Source organism: Bacillus sp. Marseille-P3661, from assembly GCF_900240995.1.
Taxonomy (GTDB): Bacteria; Bacillota; Bacilli; order Bacillales; family Bacillaceae_J; genus OESV01.
In genome coordinates this window covers 16,475-42,293 of the sequence record NZ_LT965956.1, presented here as the reverse complement: position 1 = coordinate 42,293, position 25,819 = coordinate 16,475, and the positions used below count along the sequence as shown (strand labels likewise).

The following is a 25,819-nucleotide window of genomic DNA, read 5'->3' as shown; positions in this document are numbered from 1 at the left end:
TCCATTTCATATAGAATAAAATAGTAGCTTACTTATGTTAAATACTTATGGTTATATGTGATTATCGAAAAATGGAGAAAATTATTAATTATACTCTCTATCGGTGATTGTAATCGCTATCAAAATAATATTCAATAGCTCTGGGCCCTACCTTACATTTAAACTATTTCAATATTTCCTTTCAAAAAATTATTAAACTCCAACCTATAACGCTAGCGTACTATAACATCATCATCACCACGCTTATATAACTTACTACAAATCACCTAATATATCTCAAAATTTCAATAAACACAAAGACTATAACCTATAAATAATATAACGCACACGTAATATAAAGTAAACAAAAATTCTGAAAATTTGTAAAATACTTTTACTTATTTTTCCATTGATACTTAAAAGGTTCTACTATTTTGCTACGGCTTTGTATTTCCACTTGTTTACCTCTGCTGAAAGCCCCTCCTTATAAGACAAATTCGCATTTTTACTATCATTCAGAGGGAGTTTTTTAATACGTCGGTCCTATAGAGTATTTTTCTAAAAAATTTCTATTTATTTCGATTCCACACTACTAGTTTCATTTCCAACATTTCTTCTATTGAATATTTAATTCCTTCACGTCCCATCCCGCTTTCTTTAACACCTCCATAAGGCATATGGTCCACTCGGAATGTAGGGATATCATTAATCATTACACCTCCAACATGAAGTTTGTCCGCGGCATCTAAAGCTGTGTGTACATTGTCAGTATAAATGCCCGCTTGCAAACCAAAACGTGAATCATTGACCATGTTGAAGGCTTCTTCTATCGTTTTAAATTGATTAATTAGTACAATTGGACCAAATACTTCCTGGCAAGATACTTTAGCTTTTGTATCTGCATTTAATATCACAGTCGGGTATAAGATATTTCCCTCTACTTTTCCACCCGTGGCAAGCTTACCTCCTAACTCTTGTGCCTCATCTATCCAATTAACTGTTCGCTTAACATCTCCTTCAGAAATCAAAGCAGACACATCAGTACTATCATCTAGTGGATCGCCTATCACTAATTCATTCGTTTTCTCAACAAATTTCTGAACAAAATTACTATAAACCTCTTCATGTACATATATTCTCTGCAACGATATACAAACCTGTCCTTGGAAGGAAAAAGCTCCTACTACACAACGATCTATAATGCTATCAATATCCACATTTTTATCGATAATAAGTGCTGAATTAGAACCAAGCTCTAATACCACTCGTTTTAATCCTGCCCGATTACGAATTCCAATTCCTACCTCAGGACTACCTGTAAAGGTAATTAGTTTCACACGAGGGTCTTGCACAATCTTTTCACCTACAACGCTCCCCTTCCCCGTTATAATATTTAGAGCTCCCGCAGGCAATCCCGATTCTTGTAAAAGCTCAGCAATAAAAATAGAAGATAGTGGTGTTTGTGAAGCAGGTTTTAAAACAATTGTATTTCCCGCTGCAATTGCCGGGCCTATTTTATGGGCAACCAAGTTCATCGGAAAATTAAATGGTGTGATTGCACCAATAACTCCTAAAGGTTCATATGATGTATAGGCAACTCTTCCACTACCAGCTGCAGCAGCGTCAAGGGGCAACGTTTCCCCATGGATCCTTTTGGCTTCCTCTGCAGCAAATTTATAGGTTTCAATCGTTCTTTCTACTTCTTGTCTTGCAGTTCGAATAGGTTTCGCAGCTTCCTTAGCAATAATTTGTGCCGCTTCCTCTTTTCTTGCTTTAAGTCGCTCAACTAAATTTTCTAGAATTAATGATCTTTGTAATGATGTCATGTTTGCCATTTTGTCTTTTGCTTGCTCAGCGGCTTCGATGGCAAGAGCGGTCTGTTCCTCTGTCGCTACAGGAATTTTTGCAATTACGTCGCCGGAATAAGGTGATTTTAGTTCTAAATACTCATCTGATTCAACCCATTCACCATTAATCAATAATCTTTGTTTCATTTAATCTCCTCCTAAATCCTTAAAATAAGGTCACCCTAAATCTGAGGATGACCTATCTTTAAATGTTCTTCTAACTTTCTTCTAATATCTTCAGGAATTGGTTCTTTTGATTGTTTCTTTAAATTAAAATTAATGTAAACAACGTTTCCCTTTGCACAAAGATTCCCTTCTTGAAGCGCTTCTTCATATAGGATGAAACTCGTATTGCCTATTTTTTCTACCCATGTTCTTATAATGACATCTTTTCCAAAATAAATTTGTTTCACAAAATCAATGGATGTATGCAAAACAATACAACGCCAGTTCTCAAATGATAAATCAGGCATAAACATTTCAAATATCTTATTTCTACCTGCTTCAAACCAAACAGGTAGGGTTGTGTTGTTAATATGTCCTGCACCATCCGTTTCACTTACACGTGGTACGATCCGTGTTTCAAACATATGCTTTCTCCTCCATTCAAACAGCTTTTTCACTCGAAGGAATGATCCCTTCGTAAGCCGCATTATATATGTTTAGAATATCGTCTTTCATTAAAGGCATTGGGGATCGTAATAAAAGACGTGTCTGCTTAACAGCATCATTTGCAAGAGAATCAATGGCTGATTCAGGAATACTAAACCCTTTAAGACTTTGTGGTATTTTAACATCTTCAACCAGCTGGCTTAGAAAATCTACAAATTTATAAGACGCATCTTTTGGATCTAAACGATTCTCCCCAGTCAATTCAGAATAGAGATCTGTCATTCGCTCTTCGGAACTTGATCGAATGTACCCCATAACATATGGGAGTAATACAGCATTTGACTCGCCATGTGCAATATGGAATTGACCACCAAGTGGATAAGCAAGTGCATGAACCCCGCCAACACCAGCATTAAAAAAAGCTAAACCAGCCAGATAACTACCAATACTCATGTCAATCCGCGCTTCCTTATCAGAACCATTTTCAACCGCTTTTTTTATAGATCTTCCAATTTTTCGTACAGCATGTAACGCCAAAGCATCTGATGTTTCACTTGCATTCACAGACAAATAGGCTTCAATAGCGTGCGTTAATGCATCCACACCAGTTGCTGCAGTTACTCTAGGGGGAACTGATACAGTAAGTTCTGGGTCGATAATGGCAACATCTGCAAGAAGGTAGTCATGTGTAACGACATCTTTTGTATCCTCAAGGGAAAGAACCGATATATTTGTCACCTCAGAACCTGTTCCTGACGTGGTTGGTATTAAAATTTTAGGAAGCCCTTTATTCGATATTGATTTTATACCGGTTAAATTCAAATAATCAGCAACTGGTCCATCATGAGTGGCCATGACAGCTGCCAGCTTTGCCAAATCAAGTGTACTACCTCCTCCAAGTCCGATAATAAGATCAAAGTTACCTTCTTTTACATAGGATACAAGATTTTGTCCGCATTGAAGTGAAGGTTCAGGTTCAACATCCGTACATACACTTAATTTATACCCTTTTTCAGTAAGCGGATATGTCACTTTATCAACGAGTCCAATCTCCTTCAACACTTTATCAGTTATACATAAGATATTCTTTGGATCAAACCTTTCAACCTCGGTTAAAAGCTTACTTATTGATCCCCAACCTGTAAAACTTAATGAAGGAAGCACCAATTTTGAAATCATCATTATTCAATACTCCTTTGTTTAATTACAGTAATCTTTTTAAAAATAGTTATACTTTCTTTAAAAGACGCCCATTTACTTACTTTAAAGCTTTAATAAAAGCATCGTGAAGCCTAGGTAAACTTTTTCTTAGATTAATAGGATAGAAGTTTTACTTTTTCACCCTCACATGAGTGGTAGTTTCAAGAACTTATAACTCTTGCAGATTATTATAAATTTTATATTTAAACGGTTATCCGCAAGCGTTATAGTCCATTAGGCTAATTTTAATAGCGTTTATTTTGATTCTACTTTTTCGATTTGATCTGTATTGATAAGATTTTTAAAAAATTGTTTTGCAATAAAACGAGCAACACCTGTCATTACTCGACTCCCAACACTAGCCACTAGACCTGAAACCTTTGCATCTACCTCCCAGCTAGCTTCAGTCCCACCATCTACTTCCTCTAGATGTAATACTAATGTAAAAGTTACTGAACCGGTTTTTCCTTTCCCGTTTGCTGATAGTTTAATATATTTAGGGGACTTTTTCTCTTCGACAATTACCTTTGATTTATAGCTGCCTACGACTGGACCTACCCCTAGTTCTACCACACCTTCATATACATCCTCCTCAGGCATAGATAAACTTTTACAACCAGGCAAGGCATTGGCTAAACAATCTGGATCAAGTAATGAATTATATACTGTATCAATATCTGCTAAACAAAGATTTTCTCCTTTAAGTTGCATCTTATTCTCCTCCTCTTGATGCGGCCATTACCGCTTTTACAATGTTCACATATCCAGTACATCTACAAATATTTCCACTTAACTCGTCTCGTACCTCTTCCTCTGTAGGCGATGGATTTCGTTTGAGAAGATCCATGGATGTTAGAACCATTCCAGGGGTACAAAAACCACATTGTAGACCATGGTGCTTATGGAATGATTCTTGTAGGGGATGCAGTTGATCTCCATCTGCTACGCCTTCAATTGTTAGAATTTCTTTCCCGTCTGCTTGAATGGCAAGCATTAAGCATGATCTAACAACTTCTCCATCTAACATGACTGTACATGCCCCACATACCCCTTGCTCACATCCAACGTTGGTGCCGGTTAATAGGAGCACATCACGTAGATAGTCTGCTAATAATAGACGTGAAGAGATTACTGAAGTATATGTTTTATTATTGACAGTGATGGTGACAGTAACTTGTTTACTCATGATTTCCCCTCCCCTTTAGCTTTAATAAAGGCTTCTCCAAGAGCCTTTTTGCCGATTACCTCTACCAGTTCTTTTCGATATTCTGCAGAGCAATGCAAGTCACTTTCTGGGTCACACTCTTTTGCCGCCAGTTTTGCCGCTTTTGTTAGGTCTTCATTTGTAAGAGTGCGGCCAATAAGATAATCCTCTGCTAAAGTCGCTCTCAAAGGTCGATCACTAACCCCGCCTATAACGAATCGTGCATCTTGGCATGTTCCATCAGTAGCTAGCTTAAGTATCGTTATGACAAGTACAAGCGCAAAATCACCATGTCTTCGACTAATTTCCTGAACCCCGTAACCAGTTCCAGGTGAAAGTAATGGAATTTTTGTTTCCACTAGAATCTCTCCTGGTTCTAATGCTGTCGTTAAATAGGTAATAAAGAATTCTTCAGCTGGTATTTGTCTCTCTCCATCTGGACCAACCACACGAAATGTGGCGTCTAGGGCTACTGAAGCAACCGGTAATTCAGCTGCGGCATCAGAATGGGATATGCTCCCACCAAACGTTCCACGGTTGCGGATATGAATATGCCCTATATTCTTAGCAACATCAGTAAGAACCGGCATGTATTGCTTAATTATAGGATCTCTTATTAAGCTAGAATGTCGAACAAGAGCACCGATTTTGATGCAATCTTCCTCAACGTATATATTTTCCAATTCACTAACTCCATTAATATCGATCAGATAAGGTGGTCGAGCAAGTCGGAAATTCATAAGCGGTAACAAACTTTGCCCACCTGCTATTATCTTTGCTGCAGGCCCAAAATCTTCGAGCAAAGAAACCGTTTCAGATAATGTTGATGGTTGAAAGTATTCAAATTGAGCTGGTTTCACACCCATCACCCTTTCTTAGAATCATGAAAAAACATTGATAATAATATATATACTATTTCACTCAAGTTATATAACGTATACGGACTATAATATAAAAAATTTAGTTTAGCGCATTAAATCCCTAACCTTGGATGGAGTAATGGGCAATTCATTTATCTCGATATTAAGATGGCTTAAAGCATCAGCAACAGCATTTGCTATACCCGCAGCAGGACCTAAAGTTCCGCCTTCACCAGCACCTCGCATTCCACCAAGATTCTTAGATGGGAATGAGACATGACGCAATTCTATATTTGGGATTTCTGCAGAAGTCGGCAGCAAGTAATCCATTAAGCTTCCTGAAAGCAATTGACCGTCTTCATCATAGCGTACATGTTCATATAAAACACCGCCTATTCCTTGAGCAATAGCTCCATGTAATTGGCCATCTACTACTAAAGGATTAATAACCTTTCCACTATCTTCCGAACAAACACAGCGCAGGATAGAAACTTCACCAGTATCAGGAAGTACCTCGACAACAAAGGCCTGAGCACCCCCGGCAAATGTTCCGTGAACTGGATCATAGAATCGTGTCATTTCTAATCCAGGCTCTATACCTTTTGGCAACAGATGTGATCGCATATAAGCAATATTAGCGACGTCTGCTAAACTAGTTGTTTCGTTCGGGTTATTACAATCCCAAATTATACCATCCTCCATTTCCAGGTTTTCTGGAGATGTTTTTAAAATGTGACCAGCAATTTGAAATACTTTTTCTTTAATAGCCGCTGCAGTCCGAAGCGCTGCACCACCACCAATTACCGCTTGTCGGCTGGCAAAAGCACCAAATCCAAATAGACTTAACTTTGTATCTCCCATATGAATTTGAACATCCTCTAAAGGAACTCCTAATTCAGATGCAACCAATTGAGCCATCGTAGTCTCCAGCCCTTGGCCCTGTGATGTCACTCCAGCTAAAACAGAGACTTTTCCGCTTGGGTCAATCCGAATAGTCATTGCTTCATGACCAGTCCGAAATTCCATTCTTGGTCCAGCAGAGGCCTTCTTTCCTAAACCTGTCAATTCATTGTAACAAGCAATTCCAATTCCGATATACCTTCCTTGTTGACGTAACTTTTTCTGCTCAACTCTCAATTTATCGTAATCTATCGCTTCCAATACTTTGTCTAGGCATACTGGGTATGCTTCGCTATCATGAATCAACTTAGTAGCTGATTTATATGGAAGATCTTCAGGCATAACAAGATTACGTAGTCGAATTTCAACAGGATCTATATTCAGCGAGCGCGCAGCAATATCCATAACTCTTTCCATTACAAATGTAGTCGCAGGGCGTGCTACACCACGATATGGACCGGCGGGAGCTTTATTGGTACAAACCCCATAGGTTTCGCAGAAATAATTTTCAACCTTATAAGGTCCTGTCAATAGTCCTCCAGCCATAAGTGGCTCAATTCCAGCTGTCCATGGATAAACTGAGTATGCACCTACGTCACAAAGAATACGATCTTTTACTGCTAAAATGTGCCCTTCAGAATCGAAAGCTACTTCAATATCATGTCTTTGTTCTCTTGAATGAGTATTAGTAGCTAGACCCTCTCTTCGGTCCTCAACCCATTTAACAGGACGCCCCGTTTTCATCGCCAATAGACAAATCGCAACATCCTCAGGATAGAAAATAGCCTTTACACCAAATCCACCACCAACATCCTGTGTAATGACTTGAATTTGGTTTTCTGAAAGCCCTAATACATCTGCCAAACCATGACGCACTAAATGTGGCACTTGAGTGGAACTGTACAGGGTAAGTTTTCGCTCCAAACTTTCCCATACGGCCACACATGCCCGCCCCTCCATCGGAGCACCCTGGTGGCGGTTCGTCTTAAAAGTCCGTCTAACAACAAGCTCCGCATTAGCTATGGCATCTTCACAATCACCATTATCAAATTTCCTATATACAAGAACATTATCTGGTGCCTCATCATGTACTAATGCAGGTTCTGAATTTACAGCCGTTGATGCATCTATCACTACTGGCAACTCATCATAATCTACATCTACTAGCTCTGCAGCATCCTCTGCAACATAGCGATCTGTAGCAGCTACAACGGCAACAGGCTCTCCACAGTACCTGACCTTTGGCCAAGCTAATATCGGTTGTTTAGTAGTTTTATAAGTTGACAATTCCGAAATAGCTCGAAGTGAAAGACTTGAAACCTCAGGATCTTCTCCCGTTAAGATTGCTTCAACTCCTTCCATGTCTACAGTTTCTTCTATATTAAAAGATGTTATTTTAGCATGTGCCAGTGGACTTCGTACGAAGGCCGCATGTAACATCCCTGGTAAATGTAAATCACTGATGTATTGACTACGTCCAGTAAGTAAGCGAGCATCTTCTTTTCGGGGAACTGGGGCTCCGAAAAGACTTTTGTTCTTTTTCATTGCCACCTTTTTTTCTTTTGTTTCCGAAATTCCAATCTCGTGAATGTCGGTCTTCATTATTTTTTACCTCCCACTCCCTAAGAATATATAAAGTAATGTATAATAAACTCTATATTCCCACTGTCTTCTTAATTTACTAGAATTAAACCATTGAATACCCACCATTAATAGCAAACACTTGACCGGTTACCCAACTTGAAAGCGGAGAGGCTAACAAGAGAACTGGTGGAGGAACGTCTTCTGGCTTACCTAGTCTTCTGATCGGATAAGCAGAAATTATTTTTTTCATGATTTCAGGGCTGACACCACCGACATGTTTAGCAAAACTAGGCGTTTCTACTAAACCAAGGGATACACAATTTACTCGAATATTATAACGAGCCATTTCCTTTGCAAGAGATTTTGTAAAGCCTATAGTTCCTGCTCGAGCTGTAGCGGTTACTGTAAGCCCTGATTCCCCTACACGGCCTGAATCTCCAGTAATATTGATGATTGACCCACTCTTTTGTTTCATCATTACTTGCAAAACAGCTTGTGTAACTAGCATGTTTCCATTAAGAGTAACCTCGATTTGTGGCACCCATTCTTCAGGTTTGGACTCTAAAAATTTTTGTTGTTTGACATAAGCAGCATTATTGACTAATATGTCTATTCCACCAAATTCCTCTTCTATATCTTTAACCATCTTTTGAACTTCATCAGCTTTTGTGATGTCTGCCTTTACAGCCATCGACTTTACACCAAGATTTTGGGCCTCTTGAACAGCCTGCACGGCACCAGCACCAGAGCTCAAGTAATGAAAAATCACATGAGCCCCTTCCATAGCAAATGCCATGCCGATTTCTTTGCCGACTCCTTGACCGCTTCCTGTAACTAAAACAATTTTATTTTTAATTTGAAGATCCATCTTCTTAATGCCTCCCTATAACGTGAATACTTTTAATATTCAGTTTATTATATCTGTATTTTATACTTTTTGTTTTTCTACTAATGCAAAACGCTGAATCTTTCCGGAGGTAGTTCTAGGCAGGCTTTCAACAAATTCAATAAAACGTGGAAGCTTGTATTTACCTAATGAAAGACGGCAACTGTCAAGTAATTCTTGGGAAGTTATAAACTGTCCTTCCTTAAGCACAACAAACGCCTTGATTACCTGGCCTAAAGCTTCATCTGGTAACCCAACAACTGCAGCATCTAATACCGCAGGATGTTCTATGATCGCATCCTCCACTTCCTTAGGTGCAACATTATAACCACCAGAAATGATAATATCTTTTAATCTATCGATTACGAAAATGTACCCATTTTCATCAATATAAGCAACATCTCCAGTGTGATACCAGTTATTTTTTAATGCCTTATTCGTTTCTATTGGCTTTTTTTGATATCCCATCATGACATTTGGGCCACGAATAATCATTTCACCACGCACCCCAGGTGCACAGTCTTCTCCATTTTCATCTACAATACGGATGGTACATCCTGGTAAAGGTAAACCGCATGATCCAGGTAATTGTTCATCTCCCACTCTTTCAAAGGTTGCAAAGGTTGCAGTTTCTGTACTTCCCCATCCATTATAGATTTTAATATTAAATTCTTTTTCAAAGTCACTTATAACTTTTTCCGTCAGAACAGCACCCGCTGAAATAGCCATTCTTAATGTACTTGTATCATATTGCTTACGTTCTGCAAAATTCGTTAAGTAATTAAACATAGTTGGTACTCCTGGAAAGACTGTACCTTTATACTTTTGGATTGCATTTAATACAGCCGTTGGAGAAAAACGTTCTATTAATACTTCTGTTGCTCCTGTATAAATAACCTGAAGAAAACATGTATTTACGGCATAGGAGTGAAATAGCGGCAAGCTACTAACAAAGATGTCATCTTCCTCGAAGTTCAGTGCATCCACACAAGCAGCAGTTACCCAAGTCCAATTCCTATGAGTTAGCCGAGTTCCCTTCGGTTGCCCAGTTGTACCAGATGTATAAACGATTGAAAATAAGTCGTCCCCTGTTACATCAGGTAATTCCGTATACAAAGACATTGTAAGCACATCTTCAAAAGCTAAATGATCTCCCGATTCACCTACTACTATGACGTGCTTAACGCACGGACAATCAGCTAATACTTGCTCTACATTATTAAGATGCTCATCATCAGTAATGATAATCTCGGCTTCAGAATCCTGAAAAATATATGTGATTTCTCTTGGGGTTAGAGCTGAATTTACACAGACGGTCGCAGCTTTTGCTTTTCCAATTGCTGTATATGCTTCCAGCAGTTCAATCGAGTTTTTAAGATAGGTTGCTATTGGTTTTCCAGTAGTTATACCAAGATGGATGAGTCCACTTGCCAATCGATCTGTTCGAAAATCGAAATCTTGATATGTGCGAATGACATCGTCCTTGATAAACAAAGGTTTATCTCCATAAATTCGAGCTTGCTTTTTAACCATACTGCCAATACTGCCAATCAACTGTTTTTTCATACTTTTCCCCCTAAAAATTAATCGAGATAGGCTGGTGCCTTTTTTAAGGTCGCCCATTGATCTGGATCATGCCCTGAGATTACACGTGCACCTTGGGAAACCAAGCTCTTCACCTTATTTACTGAGCTTTGCGTCTCCTCTACATTTGTAATATTCTTTGGCAACGGACCTTTTATATTTTCAGCCATGGGTACAGCATCAATAGCAAGAACTACAGTTCCAGAATTATCAAGCTTAAGAATCACTCCCATATGACCGGGCGAGTGTCCAGGGAGAAATTGGAGAACAGCGCTGCCATCACCAAAGATGTCATACCCATCCTCAACTTGGATGTAATTTAAGGGATGGTCCCAATCCTTTCGAAAATAGCCCTTTCCTTCTAGAGAAGGATCTTGAACTGTCTCCCACTCTTTTCTATGAACTAAAAATTTAGCATTAGGGAACAAACAATTCCCTCCCGCATGATCCATATGCAGATGTGTGCATACCACGATGTCAATAGAATCAGGGTCAATTCCCATCTGTAGCAATTGCTCAGATGCTAAGTCGTTCTTATTAACTTTGGGATAAAAAGCCCTTGTTAATCCTCCCCAGGCCTTTAATGGGTCTTCAACAACCGATGGATGGCACCCTGTATCTACTAAAACCCTTCCTTTAGGATGTTCCAACAGATAAAATGGAACAGGTCCGTTTACCTTTTTTCCCTTCTCTAAATCTGGTAAAAATAATGATGGGTCAAACTCGAGAGTTCCACATGAGAACATGTATAATTTAAGTCCGCTCACTTATTTGCACCTCCGATTAATGAATGAATCTCACTTAGTCTTACTCTTTTCCCGAACAGCACTCACCCTCTTCTTAAACTCATTGCTCGCCCAAGCGTCTTTCGCTATGGAGAACCCATCTTTTGAAGTAAGTTCTTGAGCTCTTATTATTTCTAACGAATGAACCTTTGCTGCTTTTAAGGTAAGCGCTGCCATTTTACCAATTTGTTCCGCCAGTATTTCGGTTTCTCTATCTAACTCTTCATGCGGTACAACCCTAGTTACGAGCCCAATATGTAAAGCGGTTTGTGAATCAATAATCCGGCCAGTCATTAATAAATCGCGAGTCCAACCAACTCCCACCAAAGATGATAGTCTCCTAGTATCCTGTCCAGTAATGGCAATTCCCAGTTTACCAGCAGGGATACCAAATTTAGCTTGGTCGGATGCTATACGGATATCACAGCTAGCAGCCAGTTCACATCCACCGCCAATCGCGGCTCCATTTATTTTGGCGATGACCGGTTTAGTCAATTGTTCAATCGTTGACATTGTTTCTTCAACAGCTGTAAGTATTGGATCTACGAGTTGCTCATTTCCAGCTACAGCAGCCAAATCACCAAAATCCGCACCAGCTGAAAAAGCTTGGTCTCCTTCTCCAGTAATGATAATCACCCGTATATCGGGGTTTCGTTCGAACTCTCTCAACTTTACTGGAAGTGACTTCCACATCGCTAAATTTATGGCATTACGGAATTCAGGACGGTTTAAGACGATTTCAGCAACGAAACCCTTAACATTTGTGTAGAGTTTGTTATCCATTACTTAATCAACCCTTTTCATAGTAAATGTATTTTATATTTCGCATGCGTTATATATGTGTTAAGTACATAATATTATAATTCAAAATATTTGGCAATATATAATTTTCAAAAAATTTGATTAATTTTCCCGGTCCTAAATCAACTTCCTGTAAAAGCTTGTTTTTAAACAATATATAAAAGAAAAATAGTGCAATAAGCTGCTTAAAGTGTTATTGGATTTTCTAGACTTGTAAAAGCAATTATCCATGGAAAGCTTTTCAAAGGATATTAAGTTGTTAAAATACACATAAATATTTCGATTGCCTAAGTTTTTATAAGAGAATAATAGCTATTTTTTATTTGATATTCCGCATGTGTACTATTAAGGTATTTACTAAGTTACAGAAAGCATGTTATACTTAATACAATTAACTTTAGATTAGGAGCAGATAAACATGAGTCTAAAAGCCTGTATACTTGGATTGCTATCACTTCGAGATATGACTGGGTACGAGTTGTATAAAACTTTTGAAAACTCAGTATCTTATAATTGGAGTTCTAGTAGAACCCAAATTTATACCGCTCTAAAAACCCTTAATAAAAGTGGATTGGTGGAGTCTGATCTTATTGTACAAATATCAAAACCAAATAAAAAAGTCTATCGCATTACACCTGAAGGAAAAAAATCTCTAGAAGAGTGGCTAATGGCTCCTGCAGAAAATCGGCTAGCAAAAGATGAGTTCCTAGTAAGAGTGTTTTTTGCAAATTACATTGATGATAGTAAAGCTATGGAAATTCTAGAAAACAATCTAAACAGTATGGAACAGCAGGTGGAAGAATTGGGGGAAATTAGAAAAAGAATTACTAGACGTCCTAGTAAAAACCCACGAGCGCGGACTTATCAGCTTATGGCACTAGATCTCCGTGTTTCTGGCCTAAAGGGCATGATTGATGAAACTCAACGTCAAATGGAGGAGATTAATCGAAACTCCATAGATCATCATAATGAACAAATATAAAAATATAAACAGCCCTGGCACCTATGTTGATTAGTTTGTTGCTTCAGGGCATTTCTTTTTATAACGATAAAGTACAAGGCTATTTCGCCTAATTCTATTAATTTTTGATACTTTTAATATAGTATAGTTGTATGTTTCTAACAAATCTTTACCAATTCCATTTTCATCAATTTTTTGTATTTGTAACTACATAGCCACTGCCTACTTAATAACTCTTTCATAATGGTTATTATTTCTTGACAGATAATATCTTTACTACTACCATCATAGTTGAATATACATAGATTTAAATAAAGAAAAAATTTTTTCGTGTGTTCGAAATATGTACGTACATATATAAATGAATGAAGGAGGCTATTTTATGGTACTTTATCTTGATGATTTAAAAGTTGGCGATACTTTTATCAGTGAAAAATATCATTTAAGCGCAGACCAAATAAAAAGTTTTGCTCGTGAGTTTGATCCTCAAGATTTCCATTGTGATGAGAATTTAGCAGAAGATACATTTTTCAAAGGATTAGCGGCTAGTGGTTGGCATACTGCAGCGATTACGATGAGATTAATGACAGAAAGTCTGCCTTTTGCTCATGGGCTTATTGGAGCTGGAGTAGAAATTAAATGGCCACAGCCCACTCGCCCAGGTGATGTTTTATATGTAAAGAGCACAATTAAAAAGATCAAACCTTCTACTTCAAAACCGAACCAAGCTCTTCTTTTTGTTGAGTGTGAAACTTTAAATCAACATAATGAGGTTTGTCAAAGTTTAGTAGCCAAAATGTTAAGCTTTAGAAAGAGTGAAGATTAATAAAAATCATTGTAAAAGCTTTCGAGAGATTTTAAGCAGTTTGAATATCTTATCGAGGGCTTTTTTCTTATAAAATGAAAAGGAAATTTAGCTAATACCTTCAATGAGAAAAAGCGTTAATCCTGACTTAGACCAACGCCGCTGAATTATAGTTAAAATTTTATGAGTTGTATTATCGTGAAAAAACTCTTCCATCTCCTCATCATTATCCCCATGCTCTATCATTTAGGATTTCGAGAATAGCCTTGCAGGAACATAGGGACATTTTCCTTACAGCGAGGAAAAACGAAACATCAGGACATTTTTGACCCTACGTCCCCACCCGCAATCGATTACTTCAATTATTTGATTTTAAGCTCAGTTTCTGCATCGAAGAAATGCGCCTTTTTCATATCTAACGCTAGTTGTAAATCTTGTCCATTTCTCACATCAGAATGAGCATCAACGCGGGCAACAAAGTCTTGGCCGGCTATGTTAGAATATAAATAAAATTCAGCACCAAGCAATTCAGCCACTTCAATTTTTACGTTTATTTTTGTTTCTGGAGACGTTTCTAAAAAACTTAATCGATCATGAAAATGTTCCGGACGAATACCAAGAATTACTTCCGTATTTAGATAACCCCGACTTTTTAGAGTCTTTAATCGGTCTTCTGGTATTTTAATTTCTACATTTCCTATTTTAAAGAAATGGCCATCAATTACTCCTTTAAAGAAATTCATTGCAGGAGAACCAATAAACCCACCTACAAATACATTCTCAGGATTATCATATACTTCCTTTGGAGTCCCAACTTGTTGAATAACTCCGTCTTTCATTATGACAATTCTGGAAGCCATTGTCATCGCCTCTGTTTGGTCATGTGTTACATAAATTGTAGTTGTTTGTAAACGTTGGTGTAATTTGGTAATCTCTGAACGCATTTGAACACGGAGTTTTGCATCGAGATTAGATAAAGGTTCATCCATTAAAAACACTTGAGGATTACGAACAATCGCTCTTCCTAAAGCTACACGCTGCCTTTGTCCTCCAGACATAGCTTTTGGTTTACGGTCAAGCATTTCTGTTAAGCCCAAAATAGTAGCCGCTTCTTTAACTCGCTTATCAATTTCATCTTTTTTAAATTTACGTAATTTTAATCCAAAAGCCATGTTGTCGTATACATTCATATGCGGGTAAAGCGCATAGTTTTGGAATACCATCGCAATATCACGATCTTTAGGAGCAACATGATTGACCCTACGATCTCCAATATATAAATCTCCTTTTGAGATATCTTCCAAACCAGCAATCATTCTAAGCGTGGTTGACTTACCACACCCAGAGGGTCCAACAAACACGATAAATTCTTTATCATTTATATCTAAATTAAAATCAGTGACAGCTTGAACATCCTCGTTATATGTTTTGTAAATATTTTTTAAAAGTATTTCAGCCAACCCAATCTCCCCTCTCCTCATATTGCTAAGTACTGTTTATTTCGTTTATAGATAAGAATACACACGCTTACATTAAATGAAAGAATATTTTATTCGCCATCTGGTCATTCTAAAGGTCTTTCTTTACAGATTAGTGGGTTCTTTTTTTACCGTTTCCCCAAGTCGATGAATTTCCACGATTGCCTCATAAACATCTTGTTCCCTAATTTTATAAGGTAATAGATGAATAGTTGAACCCGGAGCGCAGGCTCCCTTAGCTGCATTGTATAACGCAGCCTCTGAAATATCTGCAGTTGTTAAATCCGAAAGGCATATTGGAAGATTAACTTTCTTATAAAAGTTCATCATCTCAATAATTACCTTGTCAGATTTCCCCTCAAGTTTAAACTGACAAAGTAAACCAAAAGCCACTAGTTCTCCATGATAAGCATTTTTCATCTCAGGAATGTTGGTCATGCCATAGTGAATCGCATGTGCACCAGATGCTTTGCAAGTTTCACTTCCCAATCCCCCAACTAAACCGCCAAGTAAAATGTTTGTATCAATGACCTGACACAAAGACTTACCGGTAATTCCTTGCTGACAATCTATTAATGCCTGCTCACCATACTCAAATAAAAGATCTTTTGCTAGTTCTGCCATTTTTAATCCTGCTTGTGTTCTCGTATTTAAAAATCCATTATTCACTGGGAAAGCCTCATACCATTTGACTATTGTATCACCTATGCCTGCACTCAAATAGCGGAGCGGCGCATCTCGAATAATATCTGGGTCAACGATCGCCACTACAGGACATCTATCAAAATTTTCGACCCTTACAAATACATGTTCTGTTGTATAGATAATTGAAACGGGGCTAGATGCAGCACAAGTTGATGCTAATGTGGACACTGTTATAATTGGGATGTCTAGATAATTGGCAAGTAGTTTCGCCATATCTAAGCACTGGCCCCCTCCAACACCCAAGATGATATCTGTTGAAGGAGGAACTTTTGACAACAATCGTTTAAATTCAGTGTCTGAACAATGTCCTTGGAAGTATTCCAGCTCATAATCAATAGAGCTTTCAGCTAAGCTTAGTTTAATTTTATCTTGGGATTTCTCCCAAGCTGTAGGACCGGCTATGATAAGCGGATGTGCTCCAAATTTTGTGATCCATCCGCCCACCTCTTTTAGAGCTCCTGGTCTTTGAATATAATTTGTAGGATAAGCCATAGATGTAAACAACTTAATCCCCTCCATTTTATTAAATATTGATACAGCAGTCCTTTGGGTCATGAGCATTTTGAAGTAAATCAAGCTAGTATACTTTGACCAAAATTCTCATCCTAACGTTAGAAAACTATTAGCCTATTTGAGACCGCTCGTTGCTTCACCGCCAATAATATACTTTTGAAAAACAAAGTAAATGATCAGTACCGGTATAGCGATTAAAATAGCTCCTGCCATTAGCACGTTCTTGTCTGTTTCATATTGTCCTACCGATAAGGATAATCCGAGAATTAGTGGGTAAAGATCAACTTTATTTAGAGCGATCAATGCCCATAAGAACATATTCCATTTCCAAACAAACGAGAATATTGCCAATGTAAACAAGCTCGATTTTGCCATCGGAAGGAAAATGTACAAAAATGTCTGAAATCGGTTACATCCATCAATAAGGGCTGCTTCTTCCATCTCACCGGGTATATTTTTAAAAAACTGAGTTAATAGAAATACACCGAATATACTTTCACTTACAGGTATCGCTACAGCCCAATATGTGTTTAAGATACTTAACTTGTCCATCACAATATATAATGGAACAATATAAACTGCTAACGGTAACATTAATGTCATGATGACAAGCCGGAACAGTGCTTCTTTCCCTTTAAATTTCAAACGAGCAAATGCATAGCCTCCCAAAGAACAAATGACGAGGTTAATAGCAGTACCTATGAGTGCAATGAAAATACTGTTAAATAACCATTTCATTACTGGCTGTTCTGAAAACAAACGAACCCATGGTTCAAGTGTTGGATTTTCTGGAATAATCCGTAATGGGTTAGAATACATTTCCGAGATTTCCTTAAAGGAAGCAGACAAAGTTAATAATTGTGGAACAAAAATCAAAGCTACTAAAAAGAATAGAAATATATAAGGAAGCCTACTAGTTTTCGTCATCATATCCTCCTTAATTAATCGTATGTTACTTCTTTAAATGATTTAAACGGAATTAAAGCGATCAGGAATGTAACGATTAACATTAATACACCTAATGCGGATGCATACCCAAGTGCCTGATCTCTGAATGCACTTTGATAAATATAGAGATCTAACGAAATAGTTGAAGCAGCTGGTCCTCCTGCTCCCTCTCCCATTCCACTACCTGTCAAAATCCAAACAAGTGGGAATATTTGAAAGGCAAGTATAAAACTTGTCACTACTACATAAAGCAAAACATTGCTTAAAAGTGGGAGGGTAATTTGAAAAAAGGTTCTAATTTTTCCAGCTCCATCTATTTTGGCCGCTTCATAATACGAACTAGGGATTTCTTCTAGTCCATTATAAAGAATGCTCATAATATACCCTAAATGAATGTATACCCAAACAAATACTACTGCCACTAAGGCCGTTGAAGGTTGTGTTAATAAGCCAATATTAGCTTGTTCCTCAAAACCGAGAAAGCGTAAGATGCCTCCGAGAACACCGTTGTTTGGCATGTACATAAACGAAAATATAAAACCATTTACAGCCATCGGTATAATATAAGGTAAAAAGAGAATGACTTGAAAAAAGCGTCGTCCTTTGTTAGCTTTTTGTATGGATAATGCCGCTAACATAGACAAGACAAATAAAGGGATAATACCGATCACATATGCAAATGTATTGATTAACGATTTATGAAATAATGGATCTTTAAAAGCTTTCATGTAATTTTCAAGTCCAACAAATGTTACTTCCCCGAGAAGAGGAAAATCTGTGAAACTAATAAATAAACCGCCAAGAAGAGGCGTTACATGAAATATCACGAAAAACAAAAGAAATGGACCTAAAAAAAGAAGTAACGAAAGCTTATTTTTTGAAAAAAGGCTTTTTTCTTTTACAAGGGAAACGTCAACTCTTGTCGCAATATTTTTTTCCACACTAGTTCACTTCTTTCTTGATAAGAATTTTTTAGAAAAGAGAGGAACGCGTCCTCTCTTTATCCCAAAGTTACTGAAGCTCTTGATTAATCGCCTCATCTATTTTTTTGATACCTTCTTCAATGGAGATCGTTTCGTTATATATACCTTCTAGATTTGGCACCATATGTTTATAAAGAATGGTTTCATCCTTTTCTGTATAAGGATTCATAAATAGTTTGCCTTTCATTAAATTTGCCATCTCTGCAAGTGGTTTTAATTTATCTTCTTCACTATAATTTTCACGTGCTGCTAAGTTTGCTGGTACATTCCCTGAGCCAACACCCCATGCTGTCGCATTCTCTTCTTGTTCAACCCACTCTATAAATGTAAATGCAGCCTTAGCTTTAGCTTCGTCACTTCTTGTTAATGTCAATGTGTGCATGTTAGCAAATACGCCATAATCCTCTTCAAAGAATTGTGGTACCATAGCTGTATCATATTCTGTACCAGACTCTTCTAAACCAGGAATCAACCATGATCCATGCATTAGCATTGCAACTTGGCCATCATTAAAATATGAAAAAGCAGTAGTCCAGTCTAAGTTAGTTGGTGGTGTTACCTGAAGATCATTTTTCAGATATAATAGATAATCGATAGCCTTTTTTGTTGCTGGAGAATCAAAATTACTCTCTGTTTGATCTTCGTTATATAATGAGCCGCCAGCTTGCAGGAACAAACTCCAAATATCCCACCATGTGTGATGTGCTGTTTGTTTATACGCAAAACCTTTTTGTGAATCTGTCGTTAAAGCGGTTGCATATTCTTCAAATTCTTCCCTTGTTAATGGACGGTCTTTTGGTAAAGGCTCCAACCCCGCTTTTTCAACTAAATCAGGACGATAATAGAGAACATATGGATGAGAGTCTAGTGGTACTCCATATTGCTTACCATCAAAAAACGTTTTATCCCAAAGATATTGATCGAAATTTTCGGCTTTAATAGCACTTTCGTTAATTAAATCATCTACTGGTTTTACTAATGTATCTTTGTATAAAAATACGCGGTCAATTGGTATCGACATCATGTCCGGTCCAGAACCGCCTTTAATAGCTAGTTGGGCTTTCGTGAATAATTCACCCCATGGCAACGATTGAGTATTGACCTTTATTTCTGGATGTTCTTCTTCAAAAGCCCTTACTAACTCTTCCATAACCTTACCGTCAGGGCCGGTATGTCCATGCCAAAATTCAATTGTAGTAACGCTTTCATCAGATCCCGCATCATTAGCTTGTGAATCGCTTGATTCACTTGAACAACCTGTAAATATTGCAAGAGTAAATATAAGCACTAAACTACTAAACCACTTTCTTTTTAGCATACTGATTCCCCCATTAACAAAATAGTATCATTCAATCTTTTAAACTATCACCCTTCAAATGGTTATTATCTGACATCATACAATATTTTTCAGTTTATTACCTGTCAATAGTTTCTGAATATTATATCTTTTCATTTATGCATTTTTTAATTTGTTAAGAAATGCTGGCTGACGGTTATTTTTTTACAGCGGTAATAAAACCACCTTCTTCTAAACGTTGACGAATTTCTGATCTTTTTTCTTCTGTTGGAGCTAAAATAGGACTTCGTGCAACACCAGCTTTTCGTCCTAACATTTCAATAGCTACTTTTGCTAAGTACGGCATTGTAGGCCCTTCAATTGATCTCCAAATAGGCAACAATCGATCATGTATTTTTTTGGCTCCATTATAATCACCGTTCTGAACCTTTTGATATAACTCCTGAGTCAACTCCGGAAATACAGCTGTTAAACATGAAATAGCTCCATCTACTCCTAAAACAAAAGTTGGAAATAATAGATCATCAATACCGGTTGTGATAGGAACTTTGCTGTGGATCTTATCCAACATATCCGCGACTTTATGCATGTCACCACCGCTCTGTTTTACTCCCAATACCCAAGGAACTCTGTCAATAATCTCATTCATTGAATGAACATCAATATCAACCCAAGGTATAACATTATAAATGATGATTGGAAGTTCAATAGCGTCCCCAACACGTTGGAAATGTTGAACTAAACCTTCCGTATTTGGAGACCATAAATAATGAGGGGGTGTCAATTGTAACGCATTTACACCTGCATTTTTTGCAGCTTGAGATTTGCGCATTGCATCAGCTGTTGAATCTGAGATGACTCCGCCAATCACTTGAACACGCCCATTTGCTTGATCAACAACAGTCTTGCATAATGTATAAATTTCTTCCTCCGATAACCCCTGTCCCTCTCCTGTGCTGCCACCAACACATATGCCAGGAACTCCTGTAGAAATAAGGTATTCTGCCTCATCCTGAATGGCTTTAATATCTAATTCTTCAGAACCTGGTAAAAATGGAGTAATCATTGGAGGGATAATCCCTTTGAGATTTAGTTGTATACCATTATGTGATTTAGAAAATTCCATGTATAGCCCACCTTTTATTTTGTTTTTTAAAAGTTTCGATAAAATAACCCATAAAAAAAATATGGTATGTAACTTCTTGTGCACCTTTGATCTCGTTACGAGTTAAAACTTAGTTTTAATCAAATCCCCCCTTATCAAATAAACATTGTGTGTTATCAGACAATAAACCTGATTTAAAAAAACTATTTCAAGATTGTCTGACAATCCTAGTATAAATAATTAAGAAAATTATGTCAATGGAGGTATTTTAAAACTTTAAAAGATTTCTAAGGAACTAGATTTAAAGTAAAGAACTATTAAAATCACCTTTTTGGATATAGTTGACAGGATTATCATACTCACCTTATACTCATTTTGTATGACAACAGATAATCCGAATCTATGAAGGAGAGAAATCGTTTTGCAACCCTTTGAAAAAATTTCAGTAACCGATCATATCGTAAACAACCTGAAAGATTTAATTACATCTGGTGATTTAAAGGTAGGGGATAAAATGCCTACTGAGAAAGAAGTTTGTGAAAAATTAAAGGTTGGGAGATCTTCAGTCAGGGAAGCATATAGAGTTTTAAATGCCTTAGGGTATATTGAACTTATTCCGGGAAGAGGAGCTTTTGTAAAACGAATAACAGAGGAGGATAATGCCAGTATTGCAAATTGGTTTGAAATTAATGGAGTTCAAATTCAGGATTTCATGGAAGTCCGTCAAGGAATTGAAACACTTGCTGTTACTCTTGCAATTAAGAATGGAAAAGACTCTGATTTCAATGAATTGAAAATAATTAACGAAAAGTTCAAAAAAGCAGTAGAAGATTATAATGTAGTTCAACTAATTTCTCTTGATGAATTATTCCATAAAAAAATTGTAGACGCCACTCATAACATACTTTTAATTGAAATTTATAAACTCATAACAGACTCCTTTAAAAATTATCGGACCAAGTCATTTTCTGTTAAAGAAAAAGCAATTCATGCGCTGGAGCCGCACAATAATATTGTTAGAGCTATATTAGAAAAAGACGAATCACTAGCCGCTGCAGAAGTTGCAAGACACATCAGAATCTCTATTAAAGATATTGAAGACGTAATCAAGTCTGGTAACGATAAATAATACAAATACCTCTTAACTTCTGCTCTCTCGGATATCTAGCATTTTTTTAAGAGTTTGATATTTTAGTAAGATAATGATGTGTTTCAAATAAAAGTTCCTGCCCCATAGTATACTTACACATTAATATCCTGATGGGCAGGAACTAAAGTACGAACTAGTCTGAAATAGATACTCTTGTCCTGTTGAATATCCTCTTTTAACAACCCGGTCGAAGTTAAAATTTCCTGATATCTAGGATATTAAATAACTCTTCCATTTCATGATATACCTCATCTACATTATCCCACTCCTAAGTAAAGTATCTAAGGAATTTATACCTAAAGTAGGAACCTTTTGATAAATCACAAAAACAACACTCCCCTTTATACGAAGTGTTGTTTTTATAGTTTCGCCTGAAATAGGAATAAAACATTTTTACATTTTAACCATCCTATTATAGACTATAGATTCCCAATTGAAATATATTTAGTTTCTAAGTAAGGTTCAATACCTTCTATTCCACCTTCACGTCCAATACCACTTTCTTTCATTCCTCCAAACGGAGCATGTGCCGCAGATGGTGTTCCATCATTCCATCCAACCACACCAAATTTTAAATTTTCATATAAATAGGTTCCTGTTCTATAGTCATTTGTAAAAAAGTATGCAGCCAAACCAAATGGAGTACCGTTTGCAATTTCAACAGCTTGCTCAAGGTTTGTAAAGGTTGTGATTGGCGCAACAGGACCAAATGTTTCTTCATGCATAATGTCCATATCATTAGTTACATTCGTAAGCACTGTTGGGTATACATAATAATAATACCCCTTTTCATCATTTACATCATATACATGTCCTGTTAACAAATTAGCTCCTTTATTTAATGCATCCTCGACCTGAGCATAAATTTTTTCATAGCTACTTTTATTAATAACAGGACCAACATGGGTCCCCTTTTCAAGACCATTACCAACTTTCAACTCTTTTACAACCTTAGCAAATTGTTTAGTAAAAGTATCTGCAACATCATTGTGGACAATTATCCGGTTTGCACAAATACACGTTTGGCCAGCATTCCTATATTTCGAAGCAATCGCCTGTTTAACTGCATATTCAATATCTGCATCCTTAGCAATAATAAAAGGAGCATGTCCACCTAACTCCATGGATACATGTTGTACTTTATTCGAGCTAGCTTGTATTAACTTTTTGCCCACTGGTGTCGAACCCGTAAAGGTAATTTTTCGAATTAGTGAACTTTCTGTAAAAGCTTTGCCGACTTCACTCCGGAACCAATTACAAATTGTAAAGCATCCTTTGGAATTCCTACCTCATGTGCTAATTCAACCAATTTAATTGTCGTTAATGGTGTGTCTACTGCTGGCTTCACAATAAATGTACATCCAGCAGCTAAAGCAGGAGCTGCTTAACGTGTCATCATTGCAGCTGGAAAATTCCAAGGTGTTGTTGCCCCAACTAAACCAATGGGCTCCTTTATTACTAAAATACGTTTCGATTGTGTATTCGAAGGGATCGTTCGGCCATATATTCGTTTTGCTTCCTCAGCGTACCAATCAATATAGCTTGTCGCGTAATCAACTTCACCTCTAGATTCAGTTAAAGGTTTTCCACTTTCAAGTGTCATGATTTGAGCAATTTCCTCTTTTTGCTCCTGCACCTTTGCTGACCATGCTTTTAACAGTTCAGAACGCTTATGTGCATCCACTTTCCTCCATGAGTAAAAAGCTTCGTCACCTTTTTCAATCCGTATTTGGATCTCGGTGTTGTCATGGATTTCTAATTACTTAATGATTTCTCCAGTTGCAGGGTTAAATACTTTTAAACTTGACATTATTACTCTTCACTTCCTTAGCAGCTTGAAAATAAACAGAGTTTTGGTAACTTTATAGAACTTCATTTTTATCCGAATGGTAAATTTACGTGGTACATTACCTTTTCATTATATCCTGAGCCAAAAAACTGAACTGAGACTATGCTACATAACTTTAGATAATCCTATTGTTCGTTCAATAATAATAAGTGCTATTATCGAAATGGCAATAAAAATAACTGAGATGGCATTTACACTTGGATCAAAAGTTTGCTCTATATAACTAAATGTACGAACAGGTACTGTGATGGTCGACGGTGATGATACAAATAAACTAATGGAAATCTCTCCAAAGGACGTAACGGTTGAAAACACAGCACCTGCAATGATCCCTGGCTTTATTAACGGAAGCGTCACTTTAAAAAATGTTTGAATCGGATTTGCTCCTAGATTCATAGAAGCTAATTCCAATCGGGGATCCAAATTTGAAACACTAACGGCTACTGTTCTTACAACATATGGGAAACAAATAATCATATGCCCGATCACTAACGCTGTAATACTTCCATTTATCCCCATTAGAGTAAATATATAAAGCAAGGCAATTCCTAGAACAATTTGTGGAATCATTAATGGTGATAATACAAACGATTGGATGGCTTCCTTCCCGCGAAATTGCAATCTCGCCAATGCATAGGAAGCCATTGTTCCTAAAATAACAGTCAATGGTGTAACAATCACAAGTAGTATCCCGCTCGTCCATAAAGAATCCATCCATTGTGGATTTTCAAACACAGCATAAAACCAGTTCAATGAAAACTCTTTTGGTGGAAATTCCGGATAGGCATTAGGGCTAAAAGCAGAAAGTGCAATCACAAAAACAGGCAAAATTAAAAATAAGTAAACGAAAATTCCCACTGTCCAAATACAAACATCAATCCATGGTATGGATTTATTACAAAATTTATTAGCCATGCATTCTACTCTCCCATCGTTTTAATACAAGTCCCAATAATCCAACAACAATAAAAACAATTGCCAATAAACTAATCGACATCGCTGCTGCCAGTGGAAGATTAAATACTTGCATAACTTGCTGGTAGATTGATAAAGGCAAAATCGGCTGCATCCGTCCCCCAACAAGCAATGGAGTAATGTAGCTGCCTGCTGCTAAAGAAAATACGATGATTGCACCTGTGATGATTCCTGGTATCGTTAATGGGAGTGTAACCTTAAAAAAGCTTTCAATACGTCCTGCCCCCAGGCTCATAGATGCATTTCGTAAATTGGGATTTAAATCACTCAAGGAAGTTGCTATTGGAAGCACAGCAAATGGAAGCATCACTTGAACATATGCGATGATAACTGCCTTCATATTCCATAAAAGCGATAGCGGTTCTGCAATGATATTGAGTTTAAGTAATATTTCATTGATTAAACCGTTTTGCGCCAAAAGGACAATCCATGCGAAAGTACGTATAACGACACTTGTAAGAAGCGGTGAAACGAGCATGATATAAAACAGTGCGCGAAGTTTTCTATTCGGTGCTCTAACTAGCAAATACGCTGCGGGATAGGCTAGCAATAAGCAAAGTACCGTTGTAATCACTGCCATCCAAATAGTCGATAAAATCGTATCCACATAAATAGCTGACGTAAAAACTTCTATATAATGTGCAAAACTATAAGAATCCAGAACGATTAACATATTGTCTACATCTCTGAAACTAAGTACAATTAAAAATAACAAAGGCGCTACTAGGAATACACCAAGAAATAATAAGGTCGGGAGCAACAACATCCAGTGAAAAAGTTGGTTTTTCTTTTTCGAAGATTTCTTCAT

22 protein-coding genes and 1 pseudogene are annotated in these 25,819 nt (G+C 37.2%); 3 read left to right on the top strand and 20 right to left on the bottom strand.

The genetic code is table 11. The features are described from left to right. Positions 1 to 548: 548 nt before the first annotated feature. The 11 genes from C1724_RS19310 to C1724_RS19260 all read right to left on the bottom strand — a co-directional run bounded on the left by C1724_RS19310 (position 549) and on the right by C1724_RS19260 (position 12,224). Entirely contained in the window at positions 549 to 1,973 is a 1,425-nt protein-coding gene (locus C1724_RS19310) for an aldehyde dehydrogenase family protein (RefSeq protein ID WP_102348413.1), read from the bottom strand. A gap of 35 nt (positions 1,974 to 2,008) precedes the next feature. Further along, the gene (locus tag C1724_RS19305; protein WP_102348412.1) at positions 2,009 to 2,416 is read right to left on the bottom strand and encodes an acyl-CoA thioesterase; all 408 of its coding nucleotides are present in this window, start codon (positions 2,414 to 2,416) and stop codon (positions 2,009 to 2,011) included. Positions 2,417 to 2,432: 16 nt separating this feature from the next. Next, the gene (locus C1724_RS19300) at positions 2,433 to 3,620 is read right to left on the bottom strand and encodes an iron-containing alcohol dehydrogenase (protein WP_102348411.1); all 1,188 of its coding nucleotides are present in this window, start codon (positions 3,618 to 3,620) and stop codon (positions 2,433 to 2,435) included. Positions 3,621 to 3,893: 273 nt separating this feature from the next. After that, complete coding sequence (locus C1724_RS19295; RefSeq protein ID WP_102348410.1) at positions 3,894 to 4,349, bottom strand: CoxG family protein; 456 nt, start codon at positions 4,347 to 4,349, stop codon at positions 3,894 to 3,896. Between the two features lies 1 nt (position 4,350). Beyond that, positions 4,351 to 4,824 carry a (2Fe-2S)-binding protein gene (locus C1724_RS19290; protein ID WP_102348409.1) on the bottom strand — a complete coding sequence of 158 codons (474 nt, stop codon included), beginning with the start codon at positions 4,822 to 4,824 and terminating at the stop codon, positions 4,351 to 4,353. Further along, positions 4,821 to 5,702 (bottom strand): FAD binding domain-containing protein, encoded by an 882-nt coding sequence (locus C1724_RS19285; protein ID WP_180994348.1) that lies wholly within the window; start codon positions 5,700 to 5,702, stop codon positions 4,821 to 4,823. Before C1724_RS19285 ends, C1724_RS19290 begins: the two co-directional genes overlap by 4 nt. Positions 5,703 to 5,807: 105 nt before the next feature. Then, on the bottom strand, positions 5,808 to 8,204 hold the full coding sequence (locus C1724_RS19280) for a xanthine dehydrogenase family protein molybdopterin-binding subunit (RefSeq protein WP_219723281.1): 2,397 nt from the start codon (positions 8,202 to 8,204) through the stop codon (positions 5,808 to 5,810). A gap of 85 nt (positions 8,205 to 8,289) precedes the next feature. Beyond that, on the bottom strand, positions 8,290 to 9,054 hold the full coding sequence (locus tag C1724_RS19275) for an SDR family NAD(P)-dependent oxidoreductase (RefSeq protein WP_102348407.1): 765 nt from the start codon (positions 9,052 to 9,054) through the stop codon (positions 8,290 to 8,292). 60 nt (positions 9,055 to 9,114) lie between these two features. Beyond that, complete coding sequence (locus tag C1724_RS19270) at positions 9,115 to 10,638, bottom strand: class I adenylate-forming enzyme family protein (RefSeq protein WP_180994347.1); 1,524 nt, start codon at positions 10,636 to 10,638, stop codon at positions 9,115 to 9,117. Positions 10,639 to 10,655: 17 nt separating this feature from the next. Continuing rightward, entirely contained in the window at positions 10,656 to 11,423 is a 768-nt protein-coding gene (locus C1724_RS19265; RefSeq protein WP_102348405.1) for an N-acyl homoserine lactonase family protein, read from the bottom strand. 30 nt (positions 11,424 to 11,453) lie between these two features. Then, entirely contained in the window at positions 11,454 to 12,224 is a 771-nt protein-coding gene (locus C1724_RS19260) for an enoyl-CoA hydratase/isomerase family protein (protein ID WP_102348404.1), read from the bottom strand. A 436-nt stretch (positions 12,225 to 12,660) separates the two neighbouring features. Here C1724_RS19260 and C1724_RS19255 point away from each other — a divergent pair, with 436 nt between their 5' ends. Further along, complete coding sequence (locus C1724_RS19255) at positions 12,661 to 13,224, top strand: PadR family transcriptional regulator (protein WP_102348403.1); 564 nt, start codon at positions 12,661 to 12,663, stop codon at positions 13,222 to 13,224. A gap of 361 nt (positions 13,225 to 13,585) precedes the next feature. Next, the gene (locus C1724_RS19250) at positions 13,586 to 14,029 is read left to right on the top strand and encodes a MaoC family dehydratase (protein ID WP_102348402.1); all 444 of its coding nucleotides are present in this window, start codon (positions 13,586 to 13,588) and stop codon (positions 14,027 to 14,029) included. 341 nt (positions 14,030 to 14,370) lie between these two features. Here C1724_RS19250 and C1724_RS19245 read toward each other — a convergent pair whose 3' ends face one another. From C1724_RS19245 to C1724_RS19220, 6 genes are all read right to left on the bottom strand, one after another. Further along, positions 14,371 to 15,468 (bottom strand): ABC transporter ATP-binding protein, encoded by a 1,098-nt coding sequence (locus C1724_RS19245; RefSeq protein WP_102348401.1) that lies wholly within the window; start codon positions 15,466 to 15,468, stop codon positions 14,371 to 14,373. Positions 15,469 to 15,591: 123 nt separating this feature from the next. Then, positions 15,592 to 16,695, bottom strand: coding sequence for an iron-containing alcohol dehydrogenase family protein (locus C1724_RS19240; protein WP_180994345.1), 1,104 nt, complete (start codon positions 16,693 to 16,695; stop codon positions 15,592 to 15,594). A 123-nt stretch (positions 16,696 to 16,818) separates the two neighbouring features. Then, entirely contained in the window at positions 16,819 to 17,631 is an 813-nt protein-coding gene (locus C1724_RS19235; RefSeq protein ID WP_180994344.1) for a carbohydrate ABC transporter permease, read from the bottom strand. Between the two features lie 14 nt (positions 17,632 to 17,645). After that, a complete protein-coding gene (locus C1724_RS19230; protein ID WP_102348398.1) occupies positions 17,646 to 18,593 on the bottom strand; it encodes a carbohydrate ABC transporter permease in 948 nt (315 codons plus the stop codon). A 70-nt stretch (positions 18,594 to 18,663) separates the two neighbouring features. Beyond that, positions 18,664 to 19,953: an ABC transporter substrate-binding protein gene (locus C1724_RS19225; protein WP_102348397.1), complete on the bottom strand. Its 1,290-nt coding sequence runs from the start codon at positions 19,951 to 19,953 to the stop codon at positions 18,664 to 18,666. A gap of 175 nt (positions 19,954 to 20,128) precedes the next feature. Then, positions 20,129 to 21,058, bottom strand: a complete 930-nt coding sequence (locus C1724_RS19220; RefSeq protein ID WP_102348396.1) for a dihydrodipicolinate synthase family protein — start codon at positions 21,056 to 21,058, stop codon at positions 20,129 to 20,131. A 400-nt stretch (positions 21,059 to 21,458) separates the two neighbouring features. On the opposite strand from C1724_RS19220, the gene C1724_RS19215 reads away from it, so the two are divergent. Further along, positions 21,459 to 22,166 (top strand): FadR/GntR family transcriptional regulator, encoded by a 708-nt coding sequence (locus C1724_RS19215; protein ID WP_102348395.1) that lies wholly within the window; start codon positions 21,459 to 21,461, stop codon positions 22,164 to 22,166. A 440-nt stretch (positions 22,167 to 22,606) separates the two neighbouring features. Here C1724_RS19215 and C1724_RS19210 read toward each other — a convergent pair. From C1724_RS19210 to C1724_RS19200, 3 genes and pseudogenes are all read right to left on the bottom strand, one after another. Then, a pseudogene (locus C1724_RS19210) lies at positions 22,607 to 23,871 on the bottom strand (NAD-dependent succinate-semialdehyde dehydrogenase). Between the two features lie 270 nt (positions 23,872 to 24,141). Continuing rightward, entirely contained in the window at positions 24,142 to 24,951 is an 810-nt protein-coding gene (locus C1724_RS19205) for an ABC transporter permease (protein WP_102348394.1), read from the bottom strand. Beyond that, positions 24,944 to 25,819 carry an ABC transporter permease gene (locus tag C1724_RS19200; RefSeq protein WP_102348393.1) on the bottom strand — a complete coding sequence of 292 codons (876 nt, stop codon included), beginning with the start codon at positions 25,817 to 25,819 and terminating at the stop codon, positions 24,944 to 24,946. The genes C1724_RS19205 and C1724_RS19200 overlap by 8 nt, the downstream gene beginning before the upstream one ends.